This window comes from Autumnicola tepida, from assembly GCF_031846485.1.
Classification (GTDB): Bacteria; Bacteroidota; Bacteroidia; order Flavobacteriales; family Flavobacteriaceae; genus Autumnicola; species Autumnicola tepida.
In genome coordinates this window covers 20751-32988 of the sequence record NZ_JAVRHQ010000013.1, presented here as the reverse complement: position 1 = coordinate 32988, position 12238 = coordinate 20751, and the positions used below count along the sequence as shown (strand labels likewise).

General features: G+C 40.3%; 7 protein-coding genes. 1 reads left to right on the top strand and 6 read right to left on the bottom strand.

The window, feature by feature from the left end; translation table 11 throughout:
- The 5 genes from RM553_RS11545 to susR form a co-directional block, all read right to left on the bottom strand.
- On the bottom strand, positions 1-1458 hold the full coding sequence (locus RM553_RS11545) for an alpha-amylase (RefSeq protein ID WP_311535086.1): 1458 nt from the start codon (positions 1456-1458) through the stop codon (positions 1-3).
- Between the two features lie 63 nt (positions 1459-1521).
- Positions 1522-2661 carry a SusE domain-containing protein gene (locus RM553_RS11540; RefSeq protein ID WP_311535085.1) on the bottom strand — a complete coding sequence of 380 codons (1140 nt, stop codon included), beginning with the start codon at positions 2659-2661 and terminating at the stop codon, positions 1522-1524.
- 16 nt (positions 2662-2677) lie between these two features.
- On the bottom strand, positions 2678-4303 hold the full coding sequence (locus RM553_RS11535; RefSeq protein WP_311535160.1) for a RagB/SusD family nutrient uptake outer membrane protein: 1626 nt from the start codon (positions 4301-4303) through the stop codon (positions 2678-2680).
- A 10-nt stretch (positions 4304-4313) separates the two neighbouring features.
- The gene (locus tag RM553_RS11530) at positions 4314-7241 is read right to left on the bottom strand and encodes a SusC/RagA family TonB-linked outer membrane protein (protein WP_311535084.1); all 2928 of its coding nucleotides are present in this window, start codon (positions 7239-7241) and stop codon (positions 4314-4316) included.
- A 333-nt stretch (positions 7242-7574) separates the two neighbouring features.
- Positions 7575-9302, bottom strand: a complete 1728-nt coding sequence (gene susR / locus RM553_RS11525) for a SusR family glycan utilization regulator (protein ID WP_311535083.1) — start codon at positions 9300-9302, stop codon at positions 7575-7577.
- Between the two features lie 250 nt (positions 9303-9552).
- On the opposite strand from susR, the gene RM553_RS11520 reads away from it, so the two are divergent.
- Positions 9553-10899 carry a serine hydrolase domain-containing protein gene (locus RM553_RS11520; protein WP_311535082.1) on the top strand — a complete coding sequence of 449 codons (1347 nt, stop codon included), beginning with the start codon at positions 9553-9555 and terminating at the stop codon, positions 10897-10899.
- Between the two features lie 12 nt (positions 10900-10911).
- Here RM553_RS11520 and RM553_RS11515 read toward each other — a convergent pair whose 3' ends face one another.
- Entirely contained in the window at positions 10912-12174 is a 1263-nt protein-coding gene (locus RM553_RS11515; protein ID WP_311535081.1) for a family 43 glycosylhydrolase, read from the bottom strand.
- Between the last annotated feature and the right edge of the window lie 64 nt (positions 12175-12238).

Sequence of the window (12238 nt, the reverse complement as noted above, 5' to 3'; positions counted from 1 at the left end):
TTATTCTGCAGAAGTTTCCTCCATAATTGACCATACTGCATATCCATTGGCCGGTGCCTCAAGCATCACCCCACCTTCTTCATTAGTGGAAGCGCGGTAATCTGTATTTCCAGAATAATCCATGAGTTCCACGTTATTCCAGTTAGTGTTTACTTGCCTTCTCTTAATATTATCGTTGGTAGTGATATAAACAATTAATCCCGGATTATTGGCATTACCGCTTCTTTTGGCGATGTATTCATCATTATCCACATACAAAACTTCCAGGTCTCCTGTTGCAAGCGTATTGTGAATGCTGATAAGCCGTTTAATTTCTTCCTGAAATTCCTCATTTTCATAATCCAGATAAAATACTGTTGGATAACCGGGATGTGTCATTATAAAAGCATATGCCTTAAGTTTATTTTCAGCTTCGAGATAGTTATCAATATTGCCATCCTTTTCGGTATCATGATTTGCGGTAAAAGTAACCGCCTTATCAGGATTTGTTTGCCAAACCTGATCGCGGGTGAGGTAATTAAGATCTTCATACCTTTCAAAAGCCTGCTCCATCCTGTAGAATGCAGCAAAATCAAAAGCGCCGCTTCCTGTTGCTTCAATATGTTCTCTTATTAAATCTGCATCGGCATCCCAAAGTTCGCTTACAGAGAATCCACCAACTTCATCCAGCCAGTCTTTAATCACAAAAGATTCAAAACCCAGGACGTAATCAAACCTCCAGCCATCAAAACCCATGACGTTTTTGTAGTATTTAGCTACAGAATTTTCATCTTTCCAGAGCCAGTTTTGAACATATTCCCGGTGATGGTCTAGATTCTGCTCCGGATAAAACAAACTGCCATCGTCATAATCGCTCTCGCTGTTTGGATAGAAATATTCATAATTTCGGTTAAACATGCCTGAAGCGTTGCCGTGTTCTTCATCAAAAAGCGTATAAGTGTTTTTCCCGCGGTAAGGATTGTATTCTTCGCCCCCGCCACTGTTATGGTTTAGAACAATATCTGCAATTACCTCCACATCATTCTCATGCGCGGTAGCAATAAGGTTTTCCAGTTCGTCACGGCTTCCAAAACGGGTTTCCACAGTACCGTGCTGATCGTACTCGCCAAAATCGAAATAATCGGAAACATCGTATCCCATTGAATAGCCGCCAGACTGGCCTTTGGTTGCCGGCGGCAACCAGATTCGGTTAATACCGGCATCTGCCCATGCAGGTACCTGATCTGCTATGGTATTCCACCATTCAAACCTTGGCTCCACATCCCAGTAAAATGCCTGCATCATTACACGGCTGCCATTATCATAATCTGAAAGGTTAAGGGCCTTCACAGTATTTGGCTGTTCGGTTACGGTGCCATCGTCTGTTTCTGAAGTGATGGCATCATCATCCGAAGAGCAGCTGAAGAATATGATTAAAATAAGCAAATAGCTTAATGGATTTATTAATTTATATTTCATCCTAATAAAATTAGAAGAGTCCGTTTAAAAAGATTATTGCACTTTATAACGGACTCCTTATATTTAGTTTTTACTAATAGAATATTTATACTGTCGCGGATTGCTTAAATCCAGCGTAATAGTATAATTTCCATCTTCCGGAACGCCAATATTATCACCTGCAAACTCTAAAGAACCATCAGCATCGGTATCACCTAAATTAAGATCCCATGCGTCATTAGCCCTAAATTTAAATCCATTATCTGTTGCTTCCTGTTCAGTAAGATCTAAAGTCACGCTCCATGTTTGGGTATCCGAATCGTAAGTCATATCTGTATCACTGTCCCATCCTGTTGGAGTTGCATTACCAATGACGCCCCAGCTGGTTTCTGTAAGCTCATAAGTAAGCGCATCGGTATCTACATTCACCAAATAATACCCTCCGGTACCGTCTGGTGTTCCCGCATTCACACCAGGGCTTTCCAATATACCTGTATAAACACCATCAGTTTCCCCGGCATCTCCATAGTTATCATCAAAATTTTCGTTGGTCTGCAAAATTTTGAATTGTGGGGCATCAACGTTCATATAAACAAATCCTTCATAAGCAGTATTTCCTTCAGCTTCAGCAGCAATTGGCACCCCATCTGTCGCGGTCCAGTCGGTTCCGTAACCACTTGCTGAAAGGAAGTTTCCAACTACATATAATTTTGGAAGGTCCTCATCTTCCTCTTCAGATTGTTCAGGAAGGTTTACAGTTACCGATATCACGTCTGAAAATTGATCTACCACATTGCCTCCATTACTCCCAACATAGGCTCTAACCCTAAAGTAAATAATCCCGGTATTCGGCTCTGCTGTTGTAGGATCGTTGTCTAATCCTGCTTCTTCAGCAAGATCCATCATTTCACTTACCGTAACGGCCACATTAGTAGAGTTTCCTGCCGGTATTACTGTGATATTATCAAAAGATTCGGTCGCAGCACCCTGAAGCTCATAGCTTACCGGAGTTTGCACCCCAAAATCCACGGCATTCCACACAAAACGTTCGGCCATATTATCAGCGTTCGCGGCAGTAAGTGTGTAGCTGCCCGAAGGGGTATTGGCAAACGTCAATCCATCAGGATCTTCTTTCGCTATAAAGGTAAAGCCATCATCTTCGGTACAGGCATTCAAGCTAATGATTGCTACTAAAGCTATTCCTAATTTTATTAGTTTTTTCATATTTATCTGTGTTTGATTAGTAACCAGGATTTTGAGTTAAATTCGGATTGATGGAAATAATGTTGGACGGTAATGGGAATATCCTGCGGTAATTATCTACAGCTGTTCCTGTAGGTGCCCCTCCTTTAAATGGCCATAAATAATCGGCAGTTACAAAATCGGAATACCTGATAAGGTCTGTGCGACGCTGGCCTTCCCAGTACAATTCCCTGGCCCTTTCATTTAAAACGAACTGAAGGTCCAGATCTCCGGCAGAAATATTTCCGGATTCATCGCCAAAAGCTCTTTCTCTTAATTCGTTAATATAAGTAACGGCAGTACCGGCATCCCCACCGGAACCTCCTCTCAGAACAGCTTCGGCATAATTAAGATAGATTTCGGCCACACGGATGAGAGGCAAATCTGTATCTACAAAATCTCCACCTTCATCACTACCGGCTTCCCCGTTAGAATCGATATTAGTGAATTTTGTAACGGCATAACCATCAGTAAAAGTATTGGCGATGGTATTGATCTCCAGAGATTGCCCTTCTGTATAAAACATCGCCCTGGCGTCTGCCCAGGCTACCGGATTGCCGTCTTCATCTTCTTCTGTAACCGCGTAATCGAATTTATTAACCAGGGCTTTGGTTGTTCTTAAGCCTCCCCAGCCACCGTTAACGCCAAATGCCGAGGCATCCATAGAACCGCCAATTGCTGCGTGAACAAGAAAAGTTGTCCCACCGTAGGTCCTGGAGTTATTACCATCGAAATTTAAAGCGAAAATAAATTCATTCTGCGCTCCGTTAGTATCATTATCTGCAAGAAAGAGTTCGTCGTATGCAGAACCGTTCCCGTTGGCGTCATTGGTATTTATGGAATAAGAAGAATTGATAACCTGTTTGGCATAAGTAATGGCATCGGTATAGCGCTCTTCCCCGGTCCATACTTCCGCATTCAGGTAGAGTTTAGATAGTAGCGCCCATGCGGCAACACGATCTACACGACCGTAATCGTTGGCGCCACTTTCTTTTAGCTGATCCTGAATCCCAAGAAGCTCCGATTCTACAAAACTGAAAATTTCCTCTCTGGAATCCTGCTCCGGTAATTCTGTTGAAACAACGGTAACTAGTGGCACATTTCCAAAAAGATCGATAAGATTGTAATAGGCAAAAGCTCTTAGGAACCTTGCTTCAGCGATATAGTCCTGAACCTCTGTATTATCGCTTAAAGATTCGGCATTAGTAATAAAGGAGTTACAAAAAGAAACTTCCTGCGCCAAACGGTAGTACATTGCCGTGGTAAAATCGTTACCGGCTCCCCAGCTTAAGGCATGCAGCGCCGGAAGGCCCGGGTCTCCCCAACCTACCACGGCATTATCGGTAGTTAATTCGTTAAGGCTGAACAGCATTCTTGAATACTGGGAAGTACCTTCATCTATCCCGGTTATATCGGGTTGTCCTGCAGGCCCTTCCTGGCCGGTTAATGCCAAACTCACATATAATTTCGCGAGTGCGCCCCGGGCTTCATCAGCATTTGCAAAAACATCGGTTTCTGTAAAACTATCGGGATCGATAGGAGTTTGATCTAAATCATCATGGCAGGACACCAATAAAAGTGCAGGCACAATTAAGATCAATTTTTTTATATAATTCATTTTCATCATTCTTTTTTTAAAAGTTTAGACTTGCACCAACAGTGAAAATTCTGGGCCTTGGATAGAAATTATTATCAATTCCTCCGGTAATTTCAGGATCAAGACCATCGTAATCTGTAATGGTCAATACATTTTGTACAGAACCGAACAATCTCAGGTTAGAATCATTAACAATTTCCTCTATAGTATAGCCCAGGGTAATGTTATCCAGCTTAAAGAAGGAAGCATCCTGTATATAATAATCACTTTGCAGGTTTTCTTCTGTTAAAGACTGGAACCGGGTGTTAAAGTAATCGGTATGAAGATTTGTTAAGATGCTGTTTTCTGTAGTCCTGACTTCATAAGATTTACTGGATGCCATGTTGTTATAAGCATAATTCCCAAGGCTTGCTCTTGAAACCACAGCCAGATCCCAGTTTTTGAAATTCAGGTTCGTGTTTAATCCCATTGTAATGTCGGCATAAGGATCTTTATATAAATATTTGTCGTTCTCATTAATCTGCCCATCACCGTTCCTGTCTACATAAGCACCTTCAACCGGCCTCCCGGCTTCATTGTAAACCTGCTTGTACACCCAGTATGAGTAAGGACTATAACCTTCTTTGTGCAACTGGATGTTATTACCTGTACCTCCATTAATGCCTCCGGTTTCTACCTGATCGGGCAAATTGGTAATTTCATTCTCATTATAGGCAAGGTTATAACCTATGCTCCAGGTGAAATCTTCGGTTTGAACAGGAATTAAATTCAGCTCCAGTTCAAGCCCTTTATTCTCCATATCACCTATATTTTTAGGAATAGTGTTCGAGAAGTTTGTAAAAGGATCTACAGTCACGTAGGTGATCATATCTTCTGTATTTTTCAGATAGGCATTTACCGAACCGGAAATACGGCTTTCAAAAAGGGAATAATCCACCCCAAGGTTAAGGGTTTTCCCTACCTCCCATCTTAAATTTTCATTGATAGCTTCCGGACGATAAGTTTGATAGTAATTGGATCCAAACTGGTAATAGGCATTAGACCTACTGCCCGTATAATTGGTAAGAAACAAGTAATCCCCCAGGCCGTTAACATTAGCAATTTCACCATATCCTACCCTTAGTTTTAGCTGGTTTACGGTAGAAGAATTAAAGAAATCTTCGTTGTTGATGTTCCAGGCTACCGCGAAAGAAGGGAAATAACCCCAGCGGTCATCAGGATTTAATTTGGAAGAAGCATCTGCCCTTAAAGTTGCAGTAACTAAATACCTGTCGGCATAGTTGTAATTTGCCCTTCCAAAGTAAGAAAGCAACACGTTTTTAGATTTGTCTATAAATTCTGAATCGTTACCTTCTTCTTCAGCCTCACTATCAAAACTGTAATTATCGTATTCAAAGCTCTGATAAGAATATCCAACAACAGCGTTTAAACTATGGTCATTAAAATCGTTCTCATAAGTAAGGTAAGCATCAAAAAGCTTGTTGGTAGTCCTGTTGATGTAATTGGAATAAGACCCATTCCAGTCCAATTGGGAGGACGGCATATCTTCAGAAATGATATTCCTGCCGTGGCTGTTGGTTTTATCCAGTCCAACATTTACAGTAGCGGTTAATGCGGGGAAAAAATGAAGCTGATAATCTACCTTAGCGTTCCCTATAAACCTTCTAATTTCTGCCGTATCATCTCTTTCGTTAAGCAACGCCACAGGGTTAGTTGGTGCCAGGCTGTTTTGAATATACCTCTCTTCTTCAGCATTGTATGTAAGCCAGGTGTAGTAATTGGCAAACGGCGAATCTTCATCATAAATGGGCTGGGTAGGATCGTAATCTACCGCAGTCCCTATGGCATCACGATTAGCGAAAGTATTTTCGGTATACATCCCGCGGCCATTAAGTTCCATTTTTAAATGGCCTTTCATAAAGCTGGGACGTAAATTAATCGACCCTGTAGTTCTGGAAAAATTACCACCTTTCAGAATCCCATCCTGATTGGTATGCCCCACAGAGGCCCTGGTAGGCATAAAACCTCCGATATTTCCCGAAGTACTCAAATTATGCTCAAAACCTATAGCCTCGGTATATATTTGTTCCTGCCAGTTTGTGCTGGCATTTCCCAGTCTTGCTACCGCCTCATCATTTCCAACCTCGTTCACCAATTCCCTAAATTCATCAGCATCCAGCACATCTACATAGTCTGTGGGACGATAAAGCGTTGTTGAACCGGTATAATTAAAGGTAAATTCTTGGCCTTTTCCTTTTTTTGTAGTAATCAGGATTACGCCGTTAGCCGCACGGGAACCGTAAATAGCTGTAGAGGAAGCATCTTTTAAAACGGTTATGCTTTCGATATCATTTGGGTTAATAAAATCCAATGGATTCCTGGAGCCGCCTATACTGCCGTTATCTATAGGAATACCATCTATTACGTACAATGGAGAACTATTTAAGGAAATAGAACCAATACCACGAATATTAATATTCTGGCCTTCCCCGGGAGCACCACCACCCGAGGTAACATTCACGCCGGCGATCTTACCGGTAATTAACTGTTCAGCAGTAGTGACCTGGCCTTTGTTGAAATCTTCAGTAGATACCTGGCTTACCGCTCCTGTGGCATCTTTTTTTCGCACGGTTCCATAACCAACTACTACAACCTCATCCAAGGTTGCCTGGTCTTCTTCAAGTTGAACATTTATTGTTGTTTGATCCTGATAAGGAATTTCCTGAGTAGCAAAACCAAGGAATGAAAACGTCAACACGTCCCCTTCCTTTATCCCATCAATACTATAATTTCCATCAAAATCTGTTACAGTTCCATTGGTGGTTCCCTTAACTATAATATTTGCTCCGGGAATGGGCAGCCCCGTAGCACTTTCGGTTACCACCCCATTAACTACATTTTGGGCAAAAAAGCTCATTGGTAGCATAAAGAGTATCAACCATAAGCTTTTAAATAATTGTTTCATAGACTCTCTGTTCATTTAATAATTTTTGACGTTAATTTTTACTTATCCTAATGGTTTCTGTGCTGAAAACGTTTTCGCTTACATCCCAAAAGATGGATCTAAAGGGAATTTTTTCCTGCATAAGAAAAAATACATCAGGCTAAAAAGTATCTGAACGTGATAAATAATTACAGACAGTACAAATTTGAAGAATTTAAAAGCTCCTATAACTTATTACAAAAAGCATATAGAAAATTTAGTGCATATATTAAACTTAAGTATCTGATTTTAATATAATTAACTACAACATACACCATATCTATATATAGAAAATTATTCCCTATAATTGAAGATTTACAGCTTTAGACGGGTGTTTTCAAGAAGCATTCTATCAAAATCCTTCTTATCGAACATCGATTTCTTCCTGATTTTTGTTTTATATGCGTAGATAGAATTAACAGAATAGCCTAAAATTTGAGCAATAATTTCATTGTGGTTAATTCCCAATCTCATCAGGGCAAAAATGCGTAACTCCTTATTGAGGATTTGCCCCTCCTTCATTCTTATTTTTTCTTCATCTTTTAATAGGGAATTAAATTCTTCTGTAAAATTAGGGAACAGTTTAATGAAGGCTTCATCAAAATTCCTGAGTAATTTTTTCTTCTCCCGCTTTAAGTCATAACTATTAGCAAGATATTTTATACCATCCAGGTTCTCCTTTTTCAGGTTTTCCTCGATTCGTGTTTTAAACTCTTTAAATTTTTCAAAAATATCAGCATCCTGAGTAAAGAAAAAGCCGATATACTCTTCTTTAATCTTATTCGCTTCCAGTAATTTATTATTTACACTGTTCAGCTCAATATTTTTAAGGTTTATTTCTTCATTTACATGAATTACCTGCTCATTTTTTACCTGGAGGTCATGATGTGCTTCCACAAGGGCTCTTCGTGCCTTCTTTAACCGCCTCACCTGCAAATAGGTGACAATAGCCAATACCAACACAAAGACCAGCAAAACAGAAAGCATTATATTTTGCCTGTAAAGCCTTTGCCTTTGCGTCTCCACCTGCTCGATAATTTGTTCCTCAATTAGCGGTAATATTGCCCCAACCCTGATTTTTCGCTGTTGCGCGCCATAGCTTTCCGCATCCTGATTGGCTTTTTTTATAAATTCCGAAGCCAGTTTTATTTCTCCTTCTTTAAAAAGAAATTCTGCCAGGCGTATCATTGCCAAATTTTCTTTTGCTGATGATTTTATGTCTGCGATTGAGGCCCGGGATAAATGAAAAATGGTCTTTTCTTTATTGTCCATTTGTGCATAAATATCTCCCAGAACTGAGTTTATTACGGCCTGTGCCCTTATGTCCTGATTCTTTTCCAAAAGCGGAAGCAAATCATTAAGTGCCTCTTCCAGATTAGCATTTTTATATTCTAGGTAACCATGCAGCATTATATAATCCCATGTGCCGGGTAATGCAAGGGAAAGTGCTTTTTCATGATAATCTTCTGCTATTTCTTCATAACGCCTGGAAAAATAAGAGATACTGCTATATTCTGCCATATCCGTATAGCATCTTCCTAATAAACCAAAATACGTAAACCTTGTAGTCTCCGGAAGCCCCTCTAGCACAACGGTGTCCAGATATCCAAGGGCTTCCCTGAACATTCCGGCAGAAACACAAACATTGGCAAGATCTAGCGTGGTCTCTGCCAACAACTGTTCGCCTCCCAGTTTTTCTGCAAGTTCTTTGCTAATAAGGGCATATTTAAAAGCCGAATCCTGTTTAAAAATCCTATACTCATAAAATAAAGCCCTAGTGAGATCAAACCGCTGCCGGAATTCTCCCATTGGCTGCGCCTTCAGCTCAACCTTAAGTTCATTAATGCGTTGAATTTTGCCTGCATCGTATTCAGCGGTATTTTCTATGGTTTGAATAAGCTCCTGCAAAACTTCCTCTTGCTGTGCAGAGGCGCGGGAAAAAATAAGCAGAAAAAACAGCAGGAGAATAAAGCTCCTGCTCAACCCGGGATGTAAAATCATCTTAGTGCCTTGAGCTTCTAAAAATATTGTCGATAAATTCATAATATATAAGATTGGACTAGAGAAAAAGCCTGTACAACAAAATCAGGCCTGATGCAATGAGGTAAGCCAGTGCATCTTAAATTAAAAATCAACTTTTTGAAATTTGTGAAAATCCGGCGCAAAAATAAGGTTTTATTCCCGATACCGGTTTTTGCCTTTTTTCCGATACTAAAGATTCAGAAAAAATTATGAAGAGAATCTTATTACCAAAACTGTTTATGCTTAATTTTATAAGTGTAACCTCCCATAAATGAATAAAAAAGTAAAATACGGCCTGTTAGCAGGCATCCCTTCCTTAGCCTATTTTATATACAGGAATTATCCAAAGTTGAATATCCTTACCGGTTTCGCGGCAAAAAATGTTTGTTCCTGGACCTTTGAAGGAGGCCGGAGCCTGGAATCTATTGAAGCCGGAGACAATAATTTCTTACCGGTATATTATGCTAAGAATGAAGTCGATTTTGAAGAAAAGTCTGTTTCTTCCTCTATTCTGGGATTAAAAAAGAGGACCGCAGTTTTTAAAAAAGGAATTGGAAGCATTCTTTTACCCGATAATTTTAAGGGTGAAATACCTAAAATCCCGCAACCTGTCCGCAACTTTTCAGCAGCTAATAAGGGCTTCCCAAACGGGCAGCAGGTATATAACATTCCAACTTCTCCTGGCATAAATATTCCTGCTTTGCAATTAGCCGTGGATTCTGCCTTTGACCGTGAGAATGAAAATTCTAAAAAAACACGTGCCGTCCTTGTGCTACATAAAAACAAATTAGTAGCTGAAAAATATTCGCCGGGATTTTCGGAAAATTCCAAGTTCCTGGGCTGGTCCATGACTAAAAGTGTGACCAATGCTGTTTTGGGAATACTAGAGAAACAAGGCAGGATTTTCCTGGAGCAGAATAATTTATTTCCCGAATGGAAAAATGATGAACGTGCAAAAATTTCGCTGAACAATTTATTGCAGATGAACAGCGGCCTGGAATGGGAAGAAGATTATTCCACTTTATCTGATGTTAACAGGATGCTTTTTATGGAAAAAAACATGCCCCATGTCCAACTGGAAAAACCATTAAAAGGCAAGCCAAACGAAAGCTGGAATTATTCTTCGGGGACGACCAATCTGCTCTCCTGGTTCATCCGGAAGCAATTCGGCAGTCACCAGGAGTACATGGATTTCTGGTACCGGGAACTTATAGATAAAATAGGGATGAATTCCATGACTATTGAAACCGACCTGGAAGGCAATTACATTGGCTCATCCTACGCCTGGGCCACTGCAAGGGATTGGGCTAAATTCGGCCTGCTTTACCTGAATAAGGGAAAATGGAACGGAGAGCAGGTTTTAAATGAATCCTGGGTAGATTATTCGGCTAAACCAACCAATACTTCCAATGGAGAATACGGCGCACATTTCTGGTTAAATGCCGAAGGAAAATATCCCAATGTTCCCAGAGACATGTTCTCCTGCAATGGTTTCCAGGGACAGTATATTTTCATTATTCCTTCAAAAGAGATGGTGATCGTGAGGTTTGGCCTTACCGAAGATCCACAATTTAATATTGATGCTTTTCTAAAAGAGATCCTTGCTGCTGTGTCCTAAAGGTAAAGCGGCTTATTTACTAAAGCTTACCCAGTCTACTTTAGCAGCATTCTGCTTTACAACCACAACCAGATTATGCTTTCCAGGGGTGTAATTTTGAAGTTTTGCTTCAATTATAGTCCATCCCTTGTTTTCTGGAACAGTAATTTCAGAAATCACCGGCCCTTTTACATTCTTCAACCTTAATTGTAGAACACCTCCTGATCCTGAAGAGGCTCTTATTTTCACTTTTTTTAAACCCTCCGGGAATTCCACCTGGTTATATTGCACCCATTCATTACTATTAAGAGCAATATACCACCCCTTAAAAGTATCTTCAGGTTCAATAAAAGCAACAGAAGCGTCGGGGCTTTTCCCGGAGTACCTGTCAATTTCAATTTTTTGGGTGGCATCTGTCACTCCTACTCCGCGTAAACTGGGAATTACTTTCTGAATACTGCCATCCTTATTAAAGAAAAGGCTGTCAGCCTTTATAGACCTGTTTTTGTCAAAATCTGGAGAAAGATCATTATCATGATAAAATAAAATCCATTGATCCTTAAATTCTGTAATAGAATGATGATTGGTCCATGTACCAGAATCAGATTCATCCATAATTACTCCCTGCGGAGTAAAAGGGCCAAGAGGATCATTACCGGTGGCATATTCCAGCCTCTCAATTTTATTGGCCACATGAGGATAAGTCAAGTAATAAATACCTTCACGTTCAAAAACAAAAGGCCCTTCTATATGGCCCTCCTGTGGTAGTTCTCTAAAAATTATGGGATCTGACGCTAAACTAAGCATATTGCCTTGTAATCTCGCTCCATATATTTTGCCCTGTGACCAGTAAAGATATGCCTGCCCGTCTTTATCAATAAAAACATTTGGATCTATACCCGTTACTCCCTGTATGGGTTCTTCCTGCGGAATAAAAGGGCCTTCCGGTTTATCTGCTGTCGCTACGCCTATTGAAAAACCACCTTCTCCATTACCTGCTCCTTTCCCCCGCGTGGGGAAATAGAAATAATATTTTCCATTTTTTTCTACAGCATCTGGCGCCCACATACTGTAAGCATCTTTATCTGCCCATGGTACTTCTTTCTGGCTTAAAATTACACCATGATCTTCCCATGTTACCAGGTCTGCAGAAGAGAACACGTGATAATCTGCCATATTAAACCATCCTGCCCTGCCCTCCCCTTCAGGTGGCACAATATCGTGAGAAGGATACACATAAATTTTTCCGTTGAACAGCCTTGCAGTAGGATCTGCTGTGAACTGATCTTTGATCAAAGGGTTTTGTGCATTTGTAAAACCTGCTATCCCCAAAAGCAAACAAAACATGGCTTTTTTATAC

Bases quoted from the DNA above. Each gene is read 5' to 3' on its own strand.
- RM553_RS11545 (WP_311535086.1), bottom strand. From the start codon at position 1,458: ATGAAATATAAATTAATAAATCCATTAAGCTATTTGCTTATTTTAATC.
- RM553_RS11540 (WP_311535085.1), bottom strand. From the start codon at position 2,661: ATGAAAAAACTAATAAAATTAGGAATAGCTTTAGTAGCAATCATTAGC.
- RM553_RS11535 (WP_311535160.1), bottom strand. From the start codon at position 4,303: ATGAAAATGAATTATATAAAAAAATTGATCTTAATTGTGCCTGCACTT.
- RM553_RS11530 (WP_311535084.1), bottom strand. From the start codon at position 7,241: ATGAAACAATTATTTAAAAGCTTATGGTTGATACTCTTTATGCTACCA.
- susR (WP_311535083.1), bottom strand. From the start codon at position 9,302: ATGAATTTATCGACAATATTTTTAGAAGCTCAAGGCACTAAGATGATT.
- RM553_RS11520 (WP_311535082.1), top strand. From the start codon at position 9,553: ATGAATAAAAAAGTAAAATACGGCCTGTTAGCAGGCATCCCTTCCTTA.